We start from the raw sequence: 24,183 nt of genomic DNA, 5'->3' as shown, positions 1-24,183 counted from the left end.
GCCCGCGACGAAAACGTGGGCGCCGCATCACGGTCCTTGGCGGCGTGATGCGCCCTTGGGGACTGGGCTGGTTGGCCTCGCGCGTGTGGTCTTTCGGGCACGGGCGGGGTCCCCTGGTGGACCAACTTGTGTTGGTCAAGAAGGCCGCTGCGTGGGGCTGCGCGCTGAGCGGCCTGGGGCCGCCATGAGCGGGGACAAGAGCGGGCGGCGGCCACGGCCCGCCAGTGCGCGCGGCCCCCTTCAGGGGGCCGCCTTGAAGACGTGGAGAAAGTCTGAGCCAGATAGGTTAACGGCGTTGGCCTCGGAGCGCTCGGAGTACTTCCGCAAGGGCCCGGAGGATCGCGGGGCGGTCGGCTGGCTGGGCACCTGTCAGAGAGAGCACAGCAACGATCGTGAAGGCCACCAGAGCGGTTGCCACGATGATGGCGAACGACCAGAAAACAAGAGCAGGGGGCATCAGTTAGAGCTCCATAACTCGGTGGCGGGACATCCCGCGCCGACCGAAACGGTCCGCTAGAACTGAAGCTCCCGTGCCTGTGATCCGGGCCTTCAAGGTGTGACGCACTCGCGTGCGTATTTAGAACGTTGAGGCTTTCGGTGTGGTTCGCTGTTCTACTCACAGGCGGTAGCACAGCGGCAAGCCCGGAGATTCCCGCCCCCGGGCATCGCCTCTTCAGCTTAGCAAGCCGCCTACAATCTATAGCTGAGTTCCAAGTCGCTACCAGAGACGTGCAGTTCTTCTAGAGCAAGGGGCTTGCCAGAAGCCAGGGTCACACGGACGAGGTGAAGGGTGGGAACTCCCTCGGGCAACCGCAGCGTCTCCGCCTGGTCTGGCAGTGGCATCCGTGTTCGTACGAACTCCGTGAAGTGAAGTTCATGCCCCAGCTTGGCAAGAGCCCCGTACAGCTCCGGCGCCGGAGGCGGAGGCTTCTCCTCGTACCTGGTACCAGTCAAGACGGAGAACGGCACGTATGTGCGGTGGAGCTGGCGTAGGCGGCCCCCGTCGGCCGTCTGAAGAACGTCATACGTGAACAACGGCTCGCCCGGCGGGATGCGGAGTAGGTCCGCGAGTGCGACCGGGGCGTCCGTACGCGTGGCCGTGGGCTCTTCGGCGTTGCTCCAGCGGATGCCATCAGCCTCGACGTAGCGGCCGTCGGGCTCGCGGCGTACGCCACGCGGGCGAGTGAGGCTCGGGCGGCTGTGAGGGGAGCGGACGAAGCCGCCTCGGCCGGCCATGACTTCCACCAGCCCGGATGCCCGTAGCTCTGCGATGCCCTGCCGCACGGTCGGGCGCGTTACGCCGAACTGCTTTGCCAGGGTCTCCTCTGACGGCAGCGGCTGGCCTGACGGGTATGTGCCGTCCATGATGCCGGCACGCAAGTAGTGCGCGATCTGGCGGTACTTGGGCTGTTTCTGCTGCTCGTGCGGCTTCTGCTTCGGCATCGGGTCTCCGGTTCTCGGGCTCGTCGTCAGCTCGCACAGCGTCTCTCATCCCAACACGGTTGACAACCCGTACTACGGGTGGTCACTCTGGACTCTCGCAACCCGTACTACGGGTTGTAAAGCAATCCGAAGGGTCGGCCTTCGGATGCGACAGACAAGGAGTTCAGACAGTGGTAGCTCTACCGATCGATACGGCGAAGTTCACGGGGATGATCTGCGCCGTAGCCCCTACACCCCGCATCGCCAACCGGGAGACCGGACAGGTTCGCGTCGACCGGGACACCGGCCAGACCGTCTATCAGGTGGGCCTCTGCCTCATGTCGGGGCGGTCAGCGGATGTCGTCACGGTGAACGTGCCGGGGGAGCCGTCGGGCGTGCAGAACGGGGTGCCCGTTCAGGTGCGGGACCTGGTGGCCACGCCGTGGGAGAACGAGGGGCGGCATGGTGTCTCGTTCCGGGCCACCGAGATCAAGCCTCTCGCCGCTCCGGCGGCTTCGTCCGGTTCCGGCTCGTCGGTGCCGGCCTCCGGGAAGGGGGCCGGACAGTGATCCTCATGGCCTCCACACGTTCGGCGGATTCCGCTGGGCTGAGCTGGGTGCTCGTAGTGGCCGCAGTGCTGGTGTCGGGTCTGCTTCTGGCGGGCCCGGCCCTGCGCCGCCGCTACCCGGTGGCCTGGTGGGCGTGCCTCGGGTTTCCGCTCGCCTGCATACGCGTCGCGCGCACTTGGCGGCCGTTGATGGCCGGGTGCGGGCTGGCGGTCAGCCGTAAGGCGGCGTTGATGGTCGTCTCCGGGCTCGTCGGGAATGGTGCGCCTCCGCCTCAGCCTTGTGTGCCCCGTCGTGGGCTTATGCGGCCGACACGGGGCGGCTTCTGGTTCCTCGTCCGGCTCCTGCCGGGACAGGTGCCGGAGGACTTCGTCAAGGCGGCCCCCGCCATGGCGCACGACTGGGAAGTGCACGCGGTCCGCGTGACGACCTGGAAGCCGGGCCTCGTTCGGGTGGTGGCCTCGGCCAGTGATCCGCTCAAGGCGCCGCAGATGCCGAAGCAGCGCGGTGCGGGTCGGCTGCTGCGTGTCGCAGTCGGGGCACTGGAGACCGGCGCACAGTGGGTCATCGACCTGCGGAAGGTGCCGCACTGGCTGATCGTCGGTGCTACTCGCTCCGGTAAATCGACGCTGATCAATGCCCTCGTCGCGGGCCTTGCTCGGCAACCCGTCGCGCTGGTCGGCATCGACTGCAAAGGCGGGATGGAACTCTCGCTCTACGGGCCTCGGCTGTCCGCGCTGGCGACCAACCGCGCTCAAGCGGTCAAGCTCCTCGGTGCGCTGGTCGATCTGACCTTGGACCGGATGACCGTCTGCCGTGCGGCCCGGGTGCGGAACGTCTGGGGACTGCCGGAAGACGAGCGGCCCGTTCCGATCGTCGTGATCGTGGACGAGTTGGCGGAGCTCTTCCTTGTCGCGAGTCGCAGCGAGAAGGACGAAGCGCAGGCGGCGAGTACGGCGCTGATCCGGCTGGCGCAACTGGGGGCGGCGCTCGGCGTGTTCCTCGTGGTCGCCGGGCAGCGGGTCGGATCCGACCTCGGGCCAGGCGTCACCTCCCTCCGTGCTCAGCTCGGCGGGCGGGTCTGCCACCGGGTGGCCGATCCCGGTACGGCGGAAATGGCGCTGGGTGATCTCAATCCGGATGCCCTGCACGCGGCGCAGTCGATCACGCCCGAACAGGCCGGTACGGCGGTGCTCGCCTCGGCCGACGGCTGGGACCGCGCGCGATCGCACCTGGTCTCGGAATCGGAGGCGGAGCGGGTGGCGGCCGAGTCGGCGCATCTGACGCCCTACCTGCCGGAACTGGTCGCTGCGGTCGGCGGTTCCTCGCCGGACGACGTTCCCAGCGTGCGACTCGAACGGCTCGACGGCGAAGAGAACGAGTGAGAGAGAGGGGGTGAATCACCGTGATCGTTTCTATGTCCGCCGTGGTGCTGCTCGGCCTCCTGATCTGGTTTCTCCTGCGCATCCGGTATTTCCGATGGGCCGAAGTGCTGATCTGTTCGACCTTCGGCTTTCTCCTGGCGAAGACCGTCGCCGGGCCGGTCATCACAGCAGTGCTGGACGGCGTCGGCGGGCTCCTCAGCGAACTGAGCTTCTGAGAGGAGGAGTCGCCAAGTGATCTCCACGAAAAAGGGCTCCCGACGGGGCGCGAAGTCGCCAAACCCGACCCCGTCAGGAACCCACTCCATCCGCTACGTCAGCAGTGAAAGGAGCAGTCCTACCTTGTCCATCGCGCATCGTTCGCGCAAACCGTCGCGCCGTCCCTGGTGCGACCTGAAAGAAGACGGCTACCCGACGTGCCAGGGACGGGAACAGGTTGTCCTGGCCGACCGTGAGGGCGCTGAGCGGCGCGTCTGCCCTGCGCACGCTGCCTCGCTCTGGCTGACGGACCCAAGTCTGCGCTTCTCCGCGAAGACTCCGCCGGAAGCCATCGCCGCTGTGATGCGGCAGGCGTTCGGGGGTGGCCGATGACCGTGCAAAGTGAGGCAGTCACGGCCCTGGTCGAGCGGGCTGGGCGGCCGGAGTTCGAAGCCTGGCGCCGGACCATCCTTCGCCTCGGCGGGTGCACAAACCCTATCCACCTCGTCGGCTCCGCCGCGTACGTGGATGCGGCCACCGGGGCAGCGCTCCACGCGTACACCTCGGAAGCTCTCGGCGGTCGGCTCCTGGTCGCGTGCGGCAACCGCCGGGCAACGGTCTGCCCGACCTGCGCTCAGCTCTACCGCGCGGACACGTACCAGCTCATCCGGGCCGGACTGGTCGGCGGTAAGGCGGTCGCGGGGACGGTGAGCGGGCACCCTCGGGTGTTCGTCACCCTCACCGCTCCGGGCTTCGGCCCTGTCCACTCGCGGCGGGAGCGGGGCGGCAAGATGCTGGCCTGCCGCCCTCGAAAGGCGGGGGAGCGCTGTCCGCACGGTGCCCCGGCGGGGTGCCACGTCCGGCACGCGGCGGATGATCCGCGACTTGGGGAGCCGCTGTGTCCGCGCTGCTACGACTATGCCGGCGCCGTGCTCTGGCAGGCGCAAGCAGGTGAGCTGTGGCACCGCTTCACACTGGAGCTGCGGCGCGTGCTGGCCCGGCGTGCCGGGCTGGCCCGTACGGCGCTGGCGGAGGCGGCGCGCCTCTCGTACGCCAAGGTGGCGGAGTACCAGCGGCGCGGCCTCGTCCACTTCCATGCCGTCGTCCGTCTCGACGGGCCGGACGGTCCGGGGGAGCCGCCTCCCGCTTGGGCTACCTCGGCGCTCCTGGAGGACGCGGTACGGGAAGCGGTCGGTCGCGTCTGGGTCGCCGCGTACGGCTCCGATGTAGTCGGCCCCCGCGTGTTGCGGTTCGGCTCCCAGGTGGACGTTCGCCCGGTCCCGCCAGCCGACTCGGCGGACGGTCTCTCCTCGTCGGCAGTCGCGGGCTACATCGCCAAGTACGCCACCAAGGGCGCGGAGTCCGCGGGGGCTGTTGACGGGCGTATCCGGCACGGCAAGGACCTGGCCACGCTGCCCGTACGGGATCACGTCCTTCGCATGATCGGTACGTGCTGGTGGCTCGGCGCGCTGCCGTCCTTCGAAGAGCTGAGGCTGCGGCGCTGGGCACACATGCTCGGCTACCGGGGCCACTTCTCAACCAAGTCCCGCCACTACTCCACCACCTTGGGTGCACTCCGCTCATCCCGCGCGGAGCACCGCGCACAGGAACAGCGGGCGGCCCTCGGCCTGGACGACCGGGACGCGATCCTCGTCGGCCAGTGGCGGTATGCCGGGCGCGGCTACAGCCCGGAGGCGGCCCTGCTCGCGGCCTCCGTCCGGGGAGGCGGTGACGGATATGGCGCGTGACGAGCTGATGACCGTTCCGCAGGTTCTCGCCGAACTGGGCGGCGTTTCCCGACGCACCTTCTACCGCTGGCGCGAGGTGGGGCGTGGCCCGGCCTCTCTCAAGTTGCCGAACGGTGAAATCCGCATCTGGCGCAGCGAATTCACCGCATGGCTCCGGCACCGAGAGGAGGAGATCGCATGAAATCGCAAGACGTACGGATCTGGGAGATCCGACGGAACAAGTCGAGCAAGCGACCCTCCTACGAGGTGCGGTGGAAGGTAGCCGGAAAATCGTTCTCCAGGACCTTCCGTACCAAGGCGCTGGCCGACAGCTTCCGTTCCAGCCTCGTGAAGGCGTCTCGGGCAGGGGAGGGGTTCGACACTGAAACCGGTCTTCCGGACTCGTTGATCGAAGCTGCTCCCTCCCTCACCTGGTACGAGTTCGCGCTGAAGTACCTCGCGATGAAGTGGCCGCATGCGGCCCCCAACTCACGCGACAGCATGAACGAGACGCTGACGCTGGTGAGCACGGTTCTCGTGAGCAAGAAGCCTGGTCGGCCTGCGGATGCGGTGTTGCGCAAGGCACTGCGAGGCTGGGCGTTCGTGCACTCGCCGAATGCGGACAAGGAAGAACCACCGGCCAAGGTGAGTAACGCGCTCGCCTGGGTGGCCAAGGCGTCGCTGCCGCTCGTCGACCTGAAGAAACCGGCTGTGATGCGGAGTGTTCTCAACGCGCTCACGCTGAAACTGGACGGGACTCCGGCCGCGCCGGAGACGGTGCGCCGTAAGCGCGCGGTGCTGTCCAACGTGCTCCGGTACGCGGTCGAACTCGGAGAGCTGAATGAGAATCCAGTGGCGTCGGTCCAGTGGAAGCCACCGAAGCTCGCCAAGGAGGTGGACCGCCGGGTCGTGATCAATCCTGTACAGGCTCGGGAGCTGTTGACCGCGCTTTCATACGTGGGCCTCTACAAGCGGGCGCGGGGCCGTCGAATGGTCGCGCTCTTTGCCTGCATGTACTACGGCGGACTGCGTCCGGCGGAAGCGGTCGGCCTCCGCCTCCAGGACTGCGAACTTCCGGAGAGGGGATGGGGACGGTTCAATCTGCACCGAACTCGTCCCACGGTGGGGAAGCGCTGGACCGGGACCGGTGCGGTACATGATCACCGTGGACTCAAGAACCGTTCGGAGGACGAAGTCCGGCCGGTGCCGGTACCGCCCCAACTCGTGCGCATCGTCCGGCAGCACATGGACGAGTTCGGCACTGCTGACGACGGACGGCTGTTCTTCAACGAGCGGGGCGGCGTCATCGGCTCGTCGTCGTACTCCCGTACCTGGGAGGAAGCGCGCGCCCTGGCCCTGACTCCGGAACAGGTCGCCTCGCCCCTGGCCGGTACGCCGTACGACCTGCGGCACGCGGCCCTGTCCTCCTGGCTGAACGCCGGGGTCGATCCGACCGAGGTGGCGGAGCGCGCGGGCAACAGCGTGGACGTTCTGTTGACCCGCTACGCGAAGTGTCTCGACGGCCGACAGGAGGTGGCCAACCAGCGGATTGCCGCGCTCTGGGACGACGGCCCCGGCGACGCGGAGTCAGAGACAGAGGCGGATAAGAGTGACTGAGAGAGCTAAGGGCTGAGCAGCTACAGTCAGACCCCCGGGAGCCATCCCGGGGGTTTTCTCGTTGGCCGGGCTGACCTGCGAAAACGGGCCCAGATTCATCCCGCGAATACGCCGCGACCACCGACAAACGGCGGCTCCCAGCCGCATCCCCCTGCACAACGACAAACGCCCCGGACCAGCATCCAACCTGGTCACGAGGCGTTTCGGCACTTAAAGAAAAGTACCCCCGGCAGGATTCGAACCTGCGCACACGGCTCCGGAGGCCGTTGCTCTATCCCCTGAGCTACGGGGGCGTGGCCGCTGTGGCGGCGACGGGTAGAACACTATCAGCTTGGTGGGGGTGGGCCGGAACGGGTTTGTGGGGGTGGGGGAGGGCGGGGCGGAAATGGGCAAAACCCGGACGCAGGTGGAGGGGCGCGCCTAGTCTTTGGAGCGTGCCAGGTATGTCCGGCCGGGTGCTTGTCGTCGACGACAGCAAGGTCATCCGGCAGTTGATCAGGGTCAACCTCGAGCTTGAGGGCTTCGAGGTGGTGACCGCCGTCGACGGCGCCGAGTGCCTGGACGTGGTGCATCGCGCCCGGCCCGATGTCGTCACACTCGACGCCATGATGCCGCGGCTGGACGGGCTGCGGACGGCGGAGCGGCTGCGGGCCGATCCGCGTACGCGGCATCTGCCGCTGGCGCTCGTGAGCGCGTGCACCGAGTTGGAGGGCGGGGGAGGAGTCGGCTCGTCGCACGGGGTGGACGCCTTTCTCGCGAAGCCGTTCGAGCCCGCGGAGCTGGTGCGGTTGGTTCGGCGGCTGCTGCAAGGCCGCCGGGAGGACGGCGGCCACGGAGCGGGGGCCTCCGGTTCGCTCAGCGCCGGTGACCCTCGCGGTGCGGGCGACCCTCGCGGTGCCGGGGACGCCCGGAGCGCCGGTGATTCTCGCAACGTCGGCGATTCCGCCCGCGCCGACGATTCCCTCAGTGCCGGTGACTCCCTCGGAGCCGTCTCCGAGACCGTTGAGCCGTAGGACGGCGTTCCGCCTCCCCTGCCCGCACCGCCCTTGCCGCACCGCGGTATCCACGCGGTTCCCGGGGGTGCCCGGCACCCCGTTGGTCCAGGTGCCGAAACCTGTTCGCGTGCACCCACCCCGTCTCCCATACGCTTGCTCTGTGACCCCCGCACAGCTCTCGCGCACCGTTCAGCACGCGCTGCGCCGCGCGCTCTCGGCAGGGGAGGTGCAGAGCCTCCCCGAGAGCCAGCGTGTCGTTGTCGAGTCGCCGCCTCGCAGGGGCGCGGGGGACTACGCGACCGGCGTCGCCTTCCAGGTCGCCGCGCACACCGGGCGGCCGGCGCATGAGGTGGCCGTCGTGCTGTGTGAGCGGCTCGGCCAGGAGCCGGGGATCGAGCGCGCCGAGGTCGTCGGGGGCGGGTTCGTGAACGTCACGCTGGACGCGGGCGCGTGTGCCGACCTGCTCCGCTCCCTCGTCACGGGGCCGGAGCCGGAGCCGGACCAGGGCCAGGGCCAGGGCCAGTACCAAGGACCAGGGGCACGGCAAGGGCCACACGCGCCGCACACCGTCGACGCCGACGATCCCGCCCGTGACATCCCCCGCTGGGCCGCCCTCACCGGCGAGGACCCCGCCGTCCTCGCCGTACGCACCGAGCGCGCCAGCTCGCTCTTCCGCGTGCAGTACGCCCACGCCCGTGCCCGTTCCCTCCTCCGTGGTGCCGAGCGCCTCGGCTTCGGCCCCGAGGCCTCGGCGGTCGGCGCCGTCTCCTCATGCGCCGTCTCCTCGGGCACCGCCACCCACCCCGCGCCCCGCCGTCTCCTCTCCCTCCTCGCCGACCGGGCCCGCATCACCGCGCCCGGTGCGCTCGCGCGGCATCTCGATGCCGTCGCGCTCGCCTTCGCCGACTTTCACGACGCGTGTCCGCCGCTGCCCAGCGGCGACGAGAAACCCGGGGCCGCCCACCGCGCCCGGCTGGCCCTCGCCGAGGCCACCGGAGCGGTGCTGGCAGGCGGCCTGTCCCGGCTCGGCGTCACCGCACCCGCACACATCTAGGGACACGAACAGAAATGAGCCGTTCAGCACACCCCGCCGGGCCCCGTCACGGTGACGTATTCCCGGAGGGCCACTACACCGCTCCGCCCGCCGACCTCAACGGCCTCGACCCCCACGTATGGGCGCAGACCGTCCGGCGCACCGACGAGGGCCCGGTCACCGTCGGTGGCCTGGACGTCCGAGAGCTCGCCGAGGAGTTCGGCACCCCGGCCTATGTGCTGGACGAGACGGACTTCCGGGCGCGCTGCCGGGCCTGGCGCGAGGCGTTCGGGCCCGGCGCCGACGTCTTCTACGCGGGCAAGGCCTTCCTCTCCCGCGCCGTCGTGCGCTGGCTGCACGAGGAAGGGCTGAACCTCGACGTGTGCTCCGGCGGCGAGCTGGCGACCGCGCTGGCCGCCGGTATGCCCGCCGAGCGCATCGCGCTGCACGGCAACAACAAGTCCACCGAGGAGATCACCCGGGCCGTCGAGGCGGGGGTCGGGCGCATCGTGCTCGACTCGTACCAGGAGATCGCGAAGGTCGCGCACATCGCCAAGGGGCTCGGGCGGCGGCAGCCCGTGCAGATCCGGGTCACGGTCGGCGTCGAGGCGCATACGCACGAGTTCATCGCGACGGCGCACGAGGACCAGAAGTTCGGCCTCGCGCTCGCCGGGGGCAGCTCCCACCCGGAGGCCGGGGGAGGCCCCGCCGCGGAGGCCGTGCGGCGGGTGCTGATGCTGGACAGCCTGGAGCTGATCGGCATCCACTCGCACATCGGCTCGCAGATCTTCGACATGGCGGGCTTCGAGGTCTCGGCGCGGCGCGTGGTGGGGCTGCTCACCCAGATCCGCGACGAGCACGGCGTCGAGCTGCCCGAGATCGACCTCGGCGGCGGTCTGGGTATCGCCTATACACCCGAGGACGACCCAAGTGAGCCGCACGAGATCGCCAAGACGCTCGGCGACATCGTCACGCGCGAGTGCGAGGCGGCCGGGCTGGCCGTGCCCCGACTGTCGGTCGAACCGGGCCGCGCCATCGTCGGGCCGACGGCCTTCACGCTCTACGAGGTCGGCACCGTCAAGGAGCTGGAGGGCCTGCGCACCTACGTGAGCGTGGACGGCGGCATGTCCGACAACATCCGCACGGCGCTGTACGACGCGGAGTACAGCGTGGCTCTCGTCTCGCGGGCCTCCGCGGCGCCGCCCATGCTCAGCCGCGTGGTCGGCAAGCACTGCGAGAGCGGCGACATCGTCGTACGGGACGCTTTCCTGCCCGCGGACCTGGCCCCCGGTGACCTGCTGGCCGTACCGGCGACCGGTGCGTACTGCCGTTCGATGGCCAGCAACTACAACCACGCGCTGCGCCCGCCCGTCGTGGCCGTCAGGGACGGTCAGGCGCGGACGATCGTGCGGCGCGAGACGGAGGAAGATCTCCTGCGACTCGATGTCGGCTAGCGAGATATATGTCCCACATACTGGACCAGGCGTGGAATCTCCGTTCCGGTAAGTGAGACTTGACACCACGAAACGCTGTGAAGAACGCGCTGTGACGAGCCAGACGGAAGAAGAGGTCAGATGATGCGTACGCGTCCGCTGAAGGTGGCGCTGCTGGGCTGTGGGGTTGTCGGCTCAGAGGTGGCACGCATCATGACGACGCACGCCGACGACCTCGCACAGCGCATCGGCGCCCCGGTCGAACTGGCCGGGGTCGCCGTCCGGCGTCCCGACCGGGTCCGCGAGGGCATCGACCAGCAGCTGGTGACCACCGACGCCGCCGCGCTCGCCGCGCGCGAGGACATCGACGTCGTCGTGGAGGTCATCGGCGGCATCGAGCCGGCCCGCGCCCTGATCACCTCGGCCTTCGAACACGGCGCCAGCGTGGTGACGGCCAACAAGGCGCTGCTGGCCGAGGACGGCGCCACCTTGCACGAGGCGGCCGAGAAACACGGCGCCGACCTCTTCTACGAGGCCGCCGTAGCCGCCGCGATCCCGCTGGTGCGGCCCCTGCGCGAGTCCCTGGCCGGGGACACGGTCAACCGGGTCCTGGGCATCGTGAACGGCACCACGAACTTCATCCTCGACCGCATGGACTCCGCCGGCGCCGGGTACAGCGAGGCGCTGAACGAGGCCACCGCGCTCGGGTACGCGGAGGCCGACCCGACGGCCGACGTCGAGGGGTTCGACGCCGCCGCCAAGGCCGCCATCCTCGCGGGCATCGCCTTCCACACCCGCGTACGCCTGGACGATGTGCACCGCGAGGGCCTCTCGGACGTCACCGCCTCCGACATCGCCTCGGCGCGGCGTATGGGATGCACCGTCAAGCTGCTGGCCATCTGCGAGCGCGCCGCCGACGGACGCTCGGTCACCGCACGTGTGCACCCCGCGATGATCCCCCTCAGCCACCCGCTCGCCTCCGTGCGCGAGGCGTACAACGCGGTCTTCGTCGAGTCCGAGGCCGCGGGCCAGCTGATGTTCTACGGGCCCGGCGCGGGTGGCTCTCCCACCGCCTCGGCGGTGCTGGGCGACCTGGTGGCCGCCTGCCGCAACAAGCTCAGCGGCGGCCGGGGGCCGGGCGAGTCCGCCTATGCCCAACTGCCCGTTTCCCCCATGGGCGAGGTGGTCACCCGTTACCACATCAGCCTGGACGTCGCGGACAAGCCGGGCGTCCTCGCACAGGTGGCGACGGTCTTCGCCGAGCACGGCGTCTCGATCGACACCGTGCGCCAGAAGGGCAAGGAGGGGACGCACGGCGGAGCCTGGCTCGTCGTCGTCACCCACCGCGCCGGCGACGCCGCGCTCAGCGCGACGGTCGAGGCGCTGCGCGGCCTCGACACCGTGCGCGGGGTCGCGAGCATCATGCGCGTCGAGGGCGAATGAGACCGCACACCGGTGAGCGGCACCGAGCGGCACCGGAAAAGGTGAGTAAGGGAGCCAAGGAAAAGTGACCGTCATGGAACCTCCGATGTCCCAGATGCCCGACGTGGGAGCGCGGCCCGGCCGGACCGCCGGCCGCCCCCAGTGGCGCGGCATCATCGAGGAGTACCGCGACCGCCTCCCGGTGAGCGCGGACACGGCCCCCGTCACGCTGCGTGAAGGCGGCACCCCGCTGGTCCCGGCGCAGGTGCTGAGCGAGCTGACCGGCTGCGACGTCCACCTCAAGGTCGAGGGCGCCAACCCCACCGGCTCCTTCAAGGACCGGGGCATGACGATGGCCATCACCAAGGCCAAGGAGAACGGCGCCCAGGCCGTCATCTGCGCCTCCACGGGCAACACCTCGGCCTCGGCCGCGGCCTACGCCGTACGGGCCGGCATGGTCTGCGCCGTCCTCGTGCCGCAGGGCAAGATCGCGCTCGGCAAGATGGGCCAGGCGCTGGTGCACGGCGCCAAGATCCTCCAGGTCGAGGGCAACTTCGACGACTGCCTCAGCCTCGCGCGCGGGCTGTCGGAGAAGTACCCGGTGGCGCTGGTCAATTCGGTCAACCCCTCCCGTATCGAGGGGCAGAAGACCGCGGCCTTCGAGATCGTCGACATGCTCGGCGAAGCCCCCGACATCCATGTCCTCCCGGTCGGCAACGCGGGCAACATCACGGCGTACTGGAAGGGCTACCGCGAATACGCGCAGGACGGGATGGCCGCCCGCACCCCCCGTATGTGGGGTTACCAGGCATCCGGTGCCGCGCCGATCGTGCGTGGTGAGGCGGTCAAGGAGCCGAGCACCATCGCCACCGCGATCCGTATCGGCAACCCGGCCTCCTGGACGCTCGCCGAGGAGGCGCGCGACGAGTCCGGCGGCTTCATCGACTCGGTGACCGACCGTCAGATCCTGCGCGCCTACCGGCTGTTGGCCGCGCAGGAGGGCGTCTTCGTGGAGCCCGCCTCGGCGGCTTCCGTCGCCGGTCTGATCCAGGCGGCCGAGGAGGGCAAGGTCGATCCCGGTCAGCGCATCGTGTGCACCGTGACCGGCAACGGCCTCAAGGACCCCGACTGGGCCGTCGCGGGCGCCCCGCAGCCGGTCACGGTCCCCGTCGACGCGGATGCCGCAGCCGAGCGCCTCGGTCTGGCCTGACGCCGCGGCCGGGCGCCTCGGCTGCCGCCGTCCCGGCCTCCCGCCGCACCCGGGTGACCTGCTCTTTCCGGGTCCGGCGAGCGCGTTCGGACAAGGGGGGCACAGGGCGGCTCACGACACGCATCGTGCGCCTCCTGTGCGCCCTATGTCGCCAGTGAACCCACCTTCGATAGGCTGAGTTTCACCCCCGCTCTCGTACGTCCACCCTGGGACCGTGCGGGAAGTGGTGACCGGTCCGGCACAGCCGCGGTCCAAAGGGGTGCTCCGCAACCAAACCAAGGAGAGTCATCGAGAGATGGCCGGTCCCGCGTTCCGCGCCGCCGCCGTCCGGGTGCGCGTCCCCGCCACCAGCGCCAACCTCGGCCCCGGCTTCGACGCCCTGGGTCTTGCCCTGGGGCTCTACGACGACGTGGTCGTCCGGGTGGCCGACGCCGGATTGCACATCGACATCGCGGGCGAGGGCGCCGAGACCCTGCCCCGCGACGAGAACCACCTGCTCATCCGCTCCCTGCGCACCGCCTTCGACCTGCTGGGCGGGCAGCCGCGCGGCCTTGAGGTCGTATGCGCCAACCGCATCCCGCACGGCCGGGGCCTGGGCTCCTCCTCCGCCGCCATCTGCGCGGGCGTGATGGCGGCCCGCGCCGTGACCACCGGGGGAGAGGCCAGGCTCGACGACACCGCGCTGCTGGAGCTCGCCACCGAGATCGAGGGTCACCCCGACAACGTCGCGGCCTGTCTGCTGGGCGGCTTCACCCTGGCCTGGACGGACGCGGGCGCGGCCCGTGCCCTGCGACTGGACCCGGCGCAATCCCTCGTCCCGGTGGTCTTCGTCCCCGCGAAACCGCTGCTCACCAAGACCGCGCGGGGCCTGCTGCCGCGCACCGTGCCGCATGTCGACGCCGCCTTCAACGCCGGCCGCGCCGCGCTCCTCGTCGAGGCGCTCACCCGCCACCCGGAGCTGCTGCTGGCGGCCACCGAGGACCGGCTGCACCAGGAATACCGGGCCCCGGCGATGACCGAGAGCGCCGATCTGGTGAGCCGGCTGCGCGCCGACGGGGTCCCCGCGGTGATTTCCGGCGCCGGACCGACGGTGCTGGCGCTGGCCGGCAACCAGGGTGAGGCCGACAAGGTCTCCCGCCTCGCGGGCGAGGGCTGGACCGCGAACCCGTTGGCCCTCGACACCGTGGGAGCGAGCGTGCTGCCGCTCAACGCCGCAGGTGGCGGGGGTACGGCCGCTGCCGGCACGGGGGTCGGAACAGGGGTCGGGGGCGGCTCCGGAACAGGCCGTTCCGGGGGCGCGGAAAACGACCGGAGCGCGCCGGGAGGCACGGGCAGCGCGCCCCGGTGACAGTCGATTGCCGGTCTTCGAGAGGGGGAATGTTTGTTGGATCCGGTAGTGTTAACCTCAAGTCTGCACTCGCAGTCTCGTGGGTCGCACGCGGAAATGTGTGACGGTCCGAAGAGTGCGGTGCTTGAGTGTTCCCCTGGTAGCCCCAGTCGGGACCACCTCTTCTCCCCAGAGCTTCCCGCACTGCTTGGACTACTGCCGGGCAGTGCCGAACACGCTCCGGAGCCGACGTGAAAGACACCCCTGTCTACGCTTCACGCCGAACCCATGTACTGATCTCCCCGCCGTACATCCAGGCGGGACCACCGCCCCGGTCAGGTCCGCGAGCACAGGACTCTAGCCGGACAGCACAACCGGTCGCCGAGCCAGACTGGCCGACGTCCGCTCCAGGGAAGGACCCTTCGTGAGCGACACCACCGATCTGATGGGCGTGAACGCCGATGCCGCAGCCGACGGTGCCGCGGCGCCTGCTGCTACGGACGCTTCCGCCTCGACTGCCTCCGGTGCCGCACCCAGGCGTCGGCGCTCCGGCACGGGGCTTGAGGGCATGGTTCTGGCCGAGCTGCAGCAGGTCGCTTCCGGCCTCGGTATCAAGGGCACAGCGCGCATGCGCAAGAGCCAATTGATCGAGGTCATCAAGGAGCGCCAGGCAGGCGGGGGCGCGGAGCCCAAGTCCGGTTCCGCCGCCGCCACTTCAGCGTCCGCCAAGAGCACCAAGGCCGCCTCCGGCGACGCCAAGGGCGCGAACGGCGCCAAGGCCGCCGAGGCCAAGGACGCAAAGGACGCCAAGAGCGCCAAGGAGCCCAAGACTTCAGCCGCCAAGACGGACGAGAGCATCGAGGAGGCCCGGCCGAAGCGCCGCAGCACCTCCCGTGCCCGCACCGGCGAGGGCGAGGCCCAGCAGGACGCGCAGGACAGCCAGCAGATCGACATCCCCGGCCAGCACGAGGGTGACGCGGCCAAGGCCCAGGAGGGCCGCCCGCGTCACTCCAAGGCCGAAGCCGCAGCCGACACGGCTGAGGGCCGCACGGACGCGAAGTCCGAGGGCGGCAAGTCCGACGGCAAGGGCGAGCGTTCCGACAAGGGCGGCGGCCAGGCCGACGGCAAGCAGCAGCAGGACCGCCAGTCCAAGCGCGACCGCCAGCGCGACCGCGACCGCAGCCGCAAGAACGAGGGCGGCGGCACGGGCGGCGGCGGTGGCGGCGGCCAGCAGAGCCAGGGCAACGCCCAGGGCGGCGGCGGCAACCGCAGGGACGACTTCGAGGACGACGGTGCCGGCGGGCGCCGCGGCCGTCGGGGCCGCTACCGCGACAGGCGCGGCCGGCGCGGCCGTGAGGACTTCGGTGGTGGCGGCGGCGAGCCGCAGATCGCCGAGGACGACGTCCTGATCCCGGTCGCGGGCATCCTCGACATCCTCGACAACTACGCGTTCGTGCGCACCTCCGGCTACCTGCCGGGCCCGAACGACGTCTACGTCTCGCTGGCGCAGGTCCGCAAGAACGGCCTGCGCAAGGGCGACCACGTCACCGGCGCTGTGCGCCAGCCGCGTGAGGGCGAGCGCCGCGAGAAGTTCAACGCGCTGGTGCGGCTCGACTCGGTCAACGGCATGGCGCCCGAAGGCGGCAAGGCACGGCCCGAGTTCACCAAGCTGACCCCCCTGTACCCGCAGGAGCGGCTGCGGCTGGAGACCGAGCCCGGCCAGCTGACGACCCGGATCATCGACCTGGTCTCGCCCATCGGCAAGGGGCAGCGCGGGCTGATCGTGGCCCCGCCGAAGACCGGTAAGACCATGATCATGCAGGCGGTCGCCAACGCGATCACCCACAACAACCCCGAGTGCCACCTGATGGTCGTCCTCGTCGACGAGCGTCCGGAAGAGGTCACCGACATGCAGCGGTCGGTCAAGGGCGAGGTCATCTCCTCGACCTTCGACCGCCCGGCCGAGGACCACACCACGGTCGCCGAGCTGGCGATCGAGCGGGCCAAGCGGCTGGTGGAGCTGGGGCACGACGTGGTCGTCCTGCTCGACTCGATCACCCGTCTGGGCCGCGCCTACAACCTGGCGGCGCCGGCCTCGGGCCGGATCCTGTCCGGTGGTGTGGACTCGACGGCGCTGTACCCGCCGAAGAAGTTCTTCGGCGCGGCGCGCAACATCGAGGACGGCGGCTCCCTGACGATCGTCGCGACGGCCATGGTGGAGACCGGCTCCCGCATGGACGACGTGATCTTCGAGGAGTTCAAGGGCACCGGCAACATGGAGCTGAAGCTGGAGCGCAAGCTCTCCGACAAGCGGATCTTCCCCGCTGTCGACGTGGACGCTTCCGGTACCCGTAAGGAAGAGATCCTCATGGGCAGCGACGAGCTCCAGATCGTCTGGAAGCTCCGCCGCGTCCTGCACGCCCTGGACCAGCAGCAGGCGATCGAGCTGCTGCTGGACAAGATGAAGCAGACGAAGTCCAACGCGGAGTTCCTGCTCCAGATCCAGAAGACGACCCCGACTCCGGGCAACGGCCAGGACTGAGGGTCGACGGTCGGAGCCCGGAGCAGCGTCCCGAAGCGTGGGAGGCCCCCTGGGGCCTCGCACTGCGAGGGGCGCGGTAGGAGGAGTCGCTCCAGAAGGCGACCCCGGCTCCGGGCAACGGCCGGGACTGAGGGCCGAGAGCCCCAGGGCAAGCCCCCGGAAGGCCCCCCGAAGGGGGGCTGTCGCCCGGACGGGTCAGGCGAGGGCCGTTCCACCACACACGGTGGAACGGCCCTCGCCGTCTGTTTTCCCTGCTGAGAGCTTGACCACAGAGGGGCGGGCCGGACAACCCGCGTGTTTTCGCCAGGCGCGGGTACGTCGTCGCAGGTAGAACGGGACCAGTACGGAGTAGCGGCCCCGTCGGAGTGCCCGTGTCCCGTGATGCGTGGTTCGCGCGTGCTGATGACTCGTTGTGCAACCCTTCCGCGAGGATTCAGCGTCCACACCGGACAACAGCGCCAAACGGCAGGACTGAGGGAAGTGACATGGCGGGCGACAGTAACGACGGCGACACGGCAGCCGAGCGCCGCGCCAGGGGCATACGTGCCAGTGGCCGCCGTCGCAAGCCACGCAGCGGGCGCACGCGAGCCATGCGCGCCGCCGCCTGGACCGTCGCGGGTGCCGTGGTGCTCGGAGGCGGAAGCCTCGGCTTCGTCTACTTCAAGCTGGACGGCAACATCTCCGGCGTAGACATCAACGCGGCCCTGGGCACGAACCGGCCCCAGGACGTCCCGAACGGCTCGATGGACATCCTCGTCATGGGGTCCGACAGCCGCGCGGGTGACAACGCGAAGTACGGCAAGGACCAGGGCGGGGCCCGCTCGGACACGGCGATGGTCGTGCACATAAACGAGAAGCACGACAAGGCCAGCGTCATCTCGATACCGCGCGACACGCTCATCCAGCGGCCGAGCTGCCAGGGCGACGAGAGCGTCGGCAACAAAAAGGTTCCGGCACAGCGCGCGATGTTCAACTCCGCCTACGAGGTCGGCGGGCCCGCCTGCGCCGTGAAGACCGTCGAGTCCATCTCCGGGGTCCGTATGGACCACTACCTGGAGGTCGACTTCTCCGGCTTCAAGAAGCTCATCAACACCCTCGGCGGCGTCGAGATGACCACGACCAAGCCGATCAAGGACAAGGACAGCCACCTCAACCTGAAGGCGGGTACCCACACCCTCGACGGTGAGCAGTCCCTCGGCCTGGTGCGCACCCGGCACGGTGTCGGCGACGGCAGCGACCTGGGCCGTATCCAGCTCCAGCAGGCGTTCGTCAAGGCGCTCATGGACCAGGTCAACAGCATCGGCCTCTTCAGCAGTCCCAAGAAGCTCTACGACCTGGCCGACACCTCCACCTCCGCGATCACCACCGACTCCGACCTGGACTCGGTGAGCGAGCTGACCGGAATGGCGAAGATGCTCAAGGGCATCAAGTCCGACGACATCCAGATGACGACGCTGCCGGTCGATTACGACCCCAACGACCCGAACCGCGTCATACCGCTGGAAGCCAAGACGAAGAAGGTCTGGAAGGCCCTCAAGGCGGACAAGCCGGTCCCGAAGTCCGCGACCAAGGGCTCGGCGGGCGACCAGACCGACATAGGGGGCGTCGTCAAGGACAAGAATGGCCAGAAGAAGACGCAAGGGGCTCGGGACTAGTGCCGTGACCGGCAATGTTTGCCCGGAAGGAGCGTCGTCGTGGGGGCACCGCCCGTGCGAGCGGAGCCGAGCGTGGGGGAGCGTGCGATCGCAAGGCGGCCGGAAGTCCTTGATCGGGGTCTCCCCTGCTCTGGGGGCACCTCCCGGCCGAAGGCCGGGAAGTCCGGAATAACGGGCTCCTCCCCCCGGTTTTGGGGGGTGCGGTCACCAGTGGCAAACTGGACCGTCGGCCCCGGTTCACGGGTGACAACCCGTCTCCCGACCCGGTGCCCTCCAGAACCTAGGAGAGACCCTTGAAGCGCGAGATCCACCCGGAGTACTACGAGACCCAGGTGAGCTGCACCTGTGGCAACTCGTTCACCACGCGTAGCACCATGTCGGAAGGCCAGATCCGCGCGGACATCTGCTCCGCGTGCCACCCCTTCTACACCGGCAAGCAGAAGATCCTCGACACCGGTGGCCGTGTGGCACGCTTCGAGGCCCGCTTCGGCAAGAGCGCCGGCACCAAGAAGTAGCGACACCGCAGCGCCGGTCCGCGGCTGCCCCTCGTAGGGCAGCCCGGCCGGCGCTCTTTTGGTGTTCCGCGCTCCGGCGCCCCTCCTCCGGTCAGGGCGTCTCACTTCTTCACTAAGGATGGCCACGATGTTCGAGGCGGTCGAGGAACTCATCGGCGAGCACGCCGACCTCGAAAAGCAGCTCGCGGACCCCGCGATCCACGCCGACCAGGCGGGAGCGCGCCGGCTCAACAAGCGCTACGCCGAGCTCACCCCGATCATCACCACCTACCTTGAGTGGAAGCGGACCGGGGACGACATCGGCACCGCGCGTGAACTGGCCGGTGAGGACCCCGAGTTCGCCGACGAGGTCAAAGACCTGGAGCGCCGCCGCGAGGAGCTGACGGAGAAGCTGCGGCTGCTGCTCGTCCCCCGGGACCCCAGCGACGAGAAGGACGTCATCCTGGAGATCAAGGCGGGCGAGGGCGGCGACGAGTCCGCGCTGTTCGCGGGCGACCTGCTGCGGATGTATCTGCGCTACGCCGAGCGCCACGGATGGAAGACCGAGCTGATCGAGTCCAACGAGTCCGACCTCGGCGGCTACAAGGACGTCCAGGTCGCCGTGAAGACCAAGGGGAGCGGCCAGGCCGAGCCGGGCCAGGGCGTGTGGGCCCGGCTGAAGTACGAGGGCGGGGTGCACCGCGTCCAGCGGGTGCCCGCGACCGAGTCGCAGGGCCGCATCCACACCTCGGCCGCCGGTGTCCTCGTCCTCCCCGAGGCCGAGGACGTCGATGTCGAGATCAACCCGAACGACCTGCGCATCGATGTCTACCGTTCCTCGGGCCCCGGCGGGCAGTCGGTCAACACCACCGACTCCGCCGTGCGCATCACCCACGAGCCGACCGGGATCGTCGTCTCCTGCCAGAACGAGAAGAGCCAGCTCCAGAACAAGGAGCAGGCCCTGCGCATCCTGCGCGCCCGGCTGCTGGCCGCGGCCCAGGAGGAGGCCGAGCGCGAGGCGTCCGACGCGCGCCGCAGCCAGGTCCGTACCGTCGACAGGTCCGAACGGGTGCGCACCTACAACTTCCCGGAGAACCGGATCTCCGACCACCGTGTCGGCTTCAAGGCCTACAACCTCGACCAGGTGCTCGACGGCGAACTGGATCCCGTCATCCAGGCGTGCGTCGACGCGGACTCGGCCGCCAAGCTGGCCGCCGCACAGTGACCCGGCAGGCCCCGGAAGGGGGATCGGAGTGAACGTGCTGCTCGCCGAGGTGGCCCAGGCCACACAGCGGCTGGCCGACGCCGGCGTGCCCTCGCCGCGCTTCGACGCCGAGGAGCTGGCCTCCTTCGTGCACGGCGTCGGACGCGGCGAGCTGCACCGCGTGGCCGACGCCGACTTCGACGCGCGCTACTGGGAGGCCGTGGCGCGCCGCGAGGCCCGCGAACCGCTCCAGCACATCACCGGGCGCGCCTTCTTCCGCTACCTCGAACTCCAGGTCGGCGCGGGTGTCTTCGTGCCGCGCCCGGAGACCGAGTCGGTGGTCGGCTGGGCGATAGACGCGGTACGGGCCATGGACGTCGCCGAGCCGCTGATCGTCGACCTGTGCAGCGGCTCGGGCGCCATCGCGCTGGCGCTCGCGCAGGAGGTGCCGCGCTCGCGGGTGCACGCCGTCGAGCTGGACGAGGGAGCGTACGGCTGGGCGCGGAAGAACGTCGAGGGCTCCCGGGTCACCCTGCACCACGCCGACGCGCTCACCGCGCTCCCTGAGCTGGACGGCCAGGTCGACCTCGTGATCTCCAATCCGCCCTACATCCCGCTCACCGAGTGGGAGTATGTGGCTCCCGAGGCCCGCGACCACGACCCCGGTATGGCGCTGTTCTCCGGCGAGGACGGCCTCGACATCATCCGCGGCCTGGAGCGCGCGGCACACCGGCTGCTGCGACCCGGCGGTGTCGTGGTCATCGAGCACGCCGACACCCAGGGCGGCCAGGTGCCCTGGATCTTCACCGAGGACCGCGGCTGGGCTGACGCCGCGGACCACCCCGACCTGAACAACCGGCCCCGTTTTGCCACAGCACGCAGGGAGGTGCCGTAATGGCACGGCGATACGACTGCACCGAAGCGACCGACCGCAGGACCGGCCTTCGCGAGGCCACCTCGGCGGTCCGGCGCGGGGAACTCGTCGTGCTGCCGACGGACACCGTCTACGGAATCGGCGCCGACGCGTTCAGCACCGACGCCGTCGGTGACCTGCTGGAGGCCAAGGGCCGGGGCCGAGGCATGCCCTCTCCCGTGCTGGTCGGCTCCCCGAACACCCTGCACGGGCTGGTCACGGACTTCTCCGAGATGGCCTGGGAGCTGGTCGACGCCTTCTGGCCCGGCGCGCTCACCCTCGTCGCCCGCCACCAGCCGTCGCTGACCTGGGACCTGGGGGAGACCCACGGCACGGTCGCCGTACGGATGCCGCTGCACCCGGTCGCCATCGAGCTGCTCAGCGAGTTCGGCCCGATGGCCGTCTCCTCGGCGAACCTGACGGGACACCCGGCGCCGATGGACTGTGACGCCGCGCAGGAGATGCTGGGCGAGTCCGTCGCCGTCTACCTCGACGGCGGGCCGACCCCCGATTCCGTGCCGTCCTCGATCGTCGACGTCACCAGCGAGGTGCCGGTCCTGCTGCGCGCGGGCGCCATCGACGCGGACGAGCTGCGCAAGGTCGTACCGGGCCTGGAGGTGGCCCCGTAGTGACCGCCCCCGAAGGGCGTGGCCCGGCGGAGTCCGGCGGCATAAGCAGCGCCGATGGCGCGTTCCGTATCCTCCACGTCTCCACAGGCAACGTGTGCCGCTCGCCGATCACCGAGCGGCTGACGCGGCATGCCCTCGCCGACAGGCTCGGAGACCGCCGCACGGGCGGACTCCTGGTGGAGAGCGCCGGTACGTGGGGACACGAGGGCGCGCCCATGGAGGAGAACGCGGTGGCCGTGCTGCTCGAACACGGCGCGGACGCCGAGGGGTTCACCGGGCGCGAGCTGCTGGACGAGCATGTGATCAGGGCCGACCTGGTGCTGACCGCTACGCGTGATCACCGCGCGCAGGTCATCTCCATGGGCCATTCGGCGGGCCTGCGCACCTTCACGCTGAAGGAGTTCACCCGGCTCGTTCGGGCCATAGATCCAGCCACCTTGCCCGACGCGCGCACCGCCGAAGATGTGGTGGAGCGGGCCCGCGCCTTGGTCCAGGCCGCCGCCGCGCTGCGCGGCTGGCTGCTGGCGCCCAGTCCGGAGGCCGACGAGATCTACGATCCCTACGGCGCTCCGATCCCGTACTTCCGCACGGTCGGCGACGAGATCAGCAGAGCGCTCGACCCTGTGGTGACCGCCTTGACGGGCGTTCCGGCGCACACGTAGAACCAGCAGACAGGAAATACCGTGTCCTACCGTGTGGGCTGCCACACACCGGCTGAGCAGGCCGTCGCCTCCCGCTGTGCGGGCCGCCGCACACCGGCTGAGCAGGCCGTCGTGCCCCGCTGTGCGGGCCGCCGCACAGCAACCGAGCAGGTCGTCGTGTCCTATCGTGTGAGTCCGAGCAGCCCGCGAAACCCCTGGGGAGCCCGTGCGTGAATATCTGCTGACGCTGTGCGTCACGGTTGCGGTGACCTATCTGCTGACGGGGCCCGCGCGGAAATTCGCCATCGCCGCTGGTGCGATGCCGCCCGTCCGGGCCCGGGACGTGCACCGTGAGCCGACGCCGCGGCTCGGCGGCATCGCGATGTTCGGCGGGCTGTGCGCCGGATTGCTCGTCGCCTCGCAACTGACCAACATCGGCGAGCTGTTCACCCTTTCCGACGAACCGCGCGCGCTGCTCTCCGGAGCCGGGCTGATCTGGCTGATCGGCGTCCTGGACGACAAGTGGGGCGTCGACGCCCTGGTGAAGCTCGGCGGGCAGATGATCGCCGCCGGCGTCATGGTGCTCCAGGGCCTGACCATCTTGTGGCTGCCGGTGCCGGGCGTGGGCAACGTCTCGCTCACCCCCCTCCAGGGCACGCTGCTGACCGTCGCGCTGGTGGTGATCACCATCAACGCGGTGAACTTCGCGGACGGCCTCGACGGGCTGGCGGCGGGCATGGTGTGCATCGCCGCCGCGGCGTTCTTCATGTACGCGTACCGCATCTGGTACGGCTACGGCGTCGAGGCGGCGGCGCCCGCGACGCTGTTCGCGGCCGTGCTGATGGGCATGTGCCTGGGCTTCCTGCCGCACAACATGCACCCCTCGCGCATCTTCATGGGTGACTCGGGGTCGATGCTGATCGGGCTGGTGCTGGCCGCCGGCGCGGTCTCCATCACGGGTCAGGTGGACCCGGACCTGCTGGTCGAGCACGCCGGCTCGGAGAAGTCGGCCGTGCACACGATGGTGCCCCTCTACATGCCGCTGCTGCTGCCGTTGACGATCATCGCGGTGCCGTTCGTGGACCTGGTGATGGCGATCGTGCGGCGCACCTGGAACGGCCGCTCGCCGTTCGCCGCGGACCGTGGGCACCTGCACCACCGGCTGCTGGAGATCGGGCACTCGCACAGCCGTGCCGTGCTGATCATGTACTTCTGGTCGGCGCTGATCGCCTTCGGAGCCGTCGCCTTCTCGGTGCGCTCCTCCAGCTTGGCCATCGTGCTCGCCATCGTGCTGCTCAGCGCCGCGGGGCTGGTGATCCTGCTGCTGCCGCGCTTCACGCCGCGGGTGCCCCGCTGGGCCCAGGCGGTGCTGCCGCCCCGGTACCGGCGTGCGCGTGATGTGCTGCCGGAACACGCGGCGGACGAGGACGCGGCGGCGGGCGCGGACGGCGGGGAGAAGGGCGAGGACGGCGCGGAAGGGAGGGCGGACGGTGGCGAGCGGGAGCCCGCTCTGGCCGGTCTGAACGGTGCCACCGCCATCGGCGACCGCCGCAGCTTCACCCGGCCGAAAAAGATCAACAACCGCCGCTGACACGGGTGGTGGCCCCGGCATTCCGGCAATACCAGACATAAGTACTGGCGTCAGCCCGTGCTCGCCTCCTCACACGTGCGTGTGACAGGAGGCACACCATGTAGGTAAAGACCTCATCAAATAGTTTGTGATACCGTTCACGAAACCCGGTGACCAACCGAAGTACCGCACTCTCGCGGTCG

At 69.8% G+C, this 24,183-nt stretch carries 20 protein-coding genes, 1 tRNA gene and 1 pseudogene; 20 read left to right on the top strand and 2 right to left on the bottom strand.

What is annotated here, in order from left to right; translation table 11 throughout:
• Nucleotides 1-690: 690 nt before the first annotated feature.
• Nucleotides 691-1,443: a GntR family transcriptional regulator gene (locus OHB04_RS13565; protein ID WP_326687938.1), complete on the bottom strand. Its 753-nt coding sequence runs from the start codon at nt 1,441-1,443 to the stop codon at nt 691-693.
• A gap of 170 nt (nt 1,444-1,613) precedes the next feature.
• On the opposite strand from OHB04_RS13565, the gene OHB04_RS13560 reads away from it, so the two are divergent.
• From OHB04_RS13560 to OHB04_RS13535, 6 genes are all read left to right on the top strand, one after another.
• Nucleotides 1,614-1,991, top strand: a complete 378-nt coding sequence (locus OHB04_RS13560) for an SCO3933 family regulatory protein (RefSeq protein ID WP_326687937.1) — start codon at nt 1,614-1,616, stop codon at nt 1,989-1,991.
• Nucleotides 1,988-3,373, top strand: a complete 1,386-nt coding sequence (locus tag OHB04_RS13555) for an FtsK/SpoIIIE domain-containing protein (RefSeq protein WP_326687936.1) — start codon at nt 1,988-1,990, stop codon at nt 3,371-3,373. Before OHB04_RS13560 ends, OHB04_RS13555 begins: the two co-directional genes overlap by 4 nt.
• Nucleotides 3,374-3,393: 20 nt before the next feature.
• Nucleotides 3,394-3,588 (top strand): hypothetical protein, encoded by a 195-nt coding sequence (locus OHB04_RS13550; protein WP_326687935.1) that lies wholly within the window; start codon nt 3,394-3,396, stop codon nt 3,586-3,588.
• A 369-nt stretch (nt 3,589-3,957) separates the two neighbouring features.
• Nucleotides 3,958-5,316 (top strand): replication initiator, encoded by a 1,359-nt coding sequence (locus tag OHB04_RS13545; protein ID WP_326687934.1) that lies wholly within the window; start codon nt 3,958-3,960, stop codon nt 5,314-5,316.
• Nucleotides 5,306-5,497 (top strand): helix-turn-helix transcriptional regulator, encoded by a 192-nt coding sequence (locus OHB04_RS13540; RefSeq protein ID WP_326687933.1) that lies wholly within the window; start codon nt 5,306-5,308, stop codon nt 5,495-5,497. Before OHB04_RS13545 ends, OHB04_RS13540 begins: the two co-directional genes overlap by 11 nt.
• The gene (locus OHB04_RS13535) at nt 5,494-6,912 is read left to right on the top strand and encodes a tyrosine-type recombinase/integrase (protein WP_326692720.1); all 1,419 of its coding nucleotides are present in this window, start codon (nt 5,494-5,496) and stop codon (nt 6,910-6,912) included. The genes OHB04_RS13540 and OHB04_RS13535 overlap by 4 nt, the downstream gene beginning before the upstream one ends.
• A gap of 221 nt (nt 6,913-7,133) precedes the next feature.
• Here the strand turns inward: OHB04_RS13535 and OHB04_RS13530 are convergent.
• A tRNA-Arg gene (locus OHB04_RS13530) sits at nt 7,134-7,205 on the bottom strand.
• Between the two features lie 141 nt (nt 7,206-7,346).
• Here OHB04_RS13530 and OHB04_RS13525 point away from each other — a divergent pair.
• From OHB04_RS13525 to OHB04_RS13460, 14 genes and pseudogenes are all read left to right on the top strand, one after another.
• Nucleotides 7,347-7,925: a response regulator gene (locus tag OHB04_RS13525; RefSeq protein WP_442814833.1), complete on the top strand. Its 579-nt coding sequence runs from the start codon at nt 7,347-7,349 to the stop codon at nt 7,923-7,925.
• A 142-nt stretch (nt 7,926-8,067) separates the two neighbouring features.
• Nucleotides 8,068-8,961 (top strand): DALR anticodon-binding domain-containing protein, encoded by an 894-nt coding sequence (locus OHB04_RS13520; protein WP_326807513.1) that lies wholly within the window; start codon nt 8,068-8,070, stop codon nt 8,959-8,961.
• Between the two features lie 14 nt (nt 8,962-8,975).
• Entirely contained in the window at nt 8,976-10,394 is a 1,419-nt protein-coding gene (lysA, locus tag OHB04_RS13515) for a diaminopimelate decarboxylase (protein WP_326687931.1), read from the top strand.
• 123 nt (nt 10,395-10,517) lie between these two features.
• On the top strand, nt 10,518-11,816 hold the full coding sequence (locus tag OHB04_RS13510; RefSeq protein ID WP_326809443.1) for a homoserine dehydrogenase: 1,299 nt from the start codon (nt 10,518-10,520) through the stop codon (nt 11,814-11,816).
• 73 nt (nt 11,817-11,889) lie between these two features.
• On the top strand, nt 11,890-13,005 hold the full coding sequence (gene thrC / locus OHB04_RS13505; RefSeq protein ID WP_405805580.1) for a threonine synthase: 1,116 nt from the start codon (nt 11,890-11,892) through the stop codon (nt 13,003-13,005).
• A gap of 295 nt (nt 13,006-13,300) precedes the next feature.
• A pseudogene (thrB, locus tag OHB04_RS13500) lies at nt 13,301-14,218 on the top strand (homoserine kinase); the annotation flags it as partial.
• 538 nt (nt 14,219-14,756) lie between these two features.
• On the top strand, nt 14,757-16,874 hold the full coding sequence (gene rho / locus OHB04_RS13495; protein ID WP_326807511.1) for a transcription termination factor Rho: 2,118 nt from the start codon (nt 14,757-14,759) through the stop codon (nt 16,872-16,874).
• Between the two features lie 485 nt (nt 16,875-17,359).
• On the top strand, nt 17,360-18,529 hold the full coding sequence (locus tag OHB04_RS13490) for an LCP family protein (RefSeq protein WP_326807510.1): 1,170 nt from the start codon (nt 17,360-17,362) through the stop codon (nt 18,527-18,529).
• 293 nt (nt 18,530-18,822) lie between these two features.
• Nucleotides 18,823-19,044 carry a 50S ribosomal protein L31 gene (gene rpmE / locus OHB04_RS13485; RefSeq protein WP_326687927.1) on the top strand — a complete coding sequence of 74 codons (222 nt, stop codon included), beginning with the start codon at nt 18,823-18,825 and terminating at the stop codon, nt 19,042-19,044.
• Nucleotides 19,045-19,171: 127 nt separating this feature from the next.
• The gene (gene prfA, locus OHB04_RS13480; RefSeq protein ID WP_326687926.1) at nt 19,172-20,248 is read left to right on the top strand and encodes a peptide chain release factor 1; all 1,077 of its coding nucleotides are present in this window, start codon (nt 19,172-19,174) and stop codon (nt 20,246-20,248) included.
• Between the two features lie 28 nt (nt 20,249-20,276).
• On the top strand, nt 20,277-21,122 hold the full coding sequence (gene prmC / locus OHB04_RS13475; protein ID WP_326687925.1) for a peptide chain release factor N(5)-glutamine methyltransferase: 846 nt from the start codon (nt 20,277-20,279) through the stop codon (nt 21,120-21,122).
• Nucleotides 21,122-21,769, top strand: coding sequence for an L-threonylcarbamoyladenylate synthase (locus OHB04_RS13470; protein ID WP_326687924.1), 648 nt, complete (start codon nt 21,122-21,124; stop codon nt 21,767-21,769). The genes prmC and OHB04_RS13470 overlap by 1 nt, the downstream gene beginning before the upstream one ends.
• Complete coding sequence (locus OHB04_RS13465) at nt 21,769-22,431, top strand: arsenate reductase/protein-tyrosine-phosphatase family protein (protein ID WP_405805584.1); 663 nt, start codon at nt 21,769-21,771, stop codon at nt 22,429-22,431. The genes OHB04_RS13470 and OHB04_RS13465 overlap by 1 nt, the downstream gene beginning before the upstream one ends.
• 205 nt (nt 22,432-22,636) lie before the next feature.
• Nucleotides 22,637-24,001: an MraY family glycosyltransferase gene (locus OHB04_RS13460; RefSeq protein ID WP_326807509.1), complete on the top strand. Its 1,365-nt coding sequence runs from the start codon at nt 22,637-22,639 to the stop codon at nt 23,999-24,001.
• Nucleotides 24,002-24,183: the final 182 nt, after the last annotated feature.

This window comes from Streptomyces sp. NBC_01775, from assembly GCF_035917675.1.
Lineage (GTDB): Bacteria > Actinomycetota > Actinomycetes > Streptomycetales > Streptomycetaceae > Streptomyces.
The sequence above is the reverse complement of the archived record's forward strand: the minus strand, read 5'-3'. Positions and strand labels throughout refer to the sequence as shown.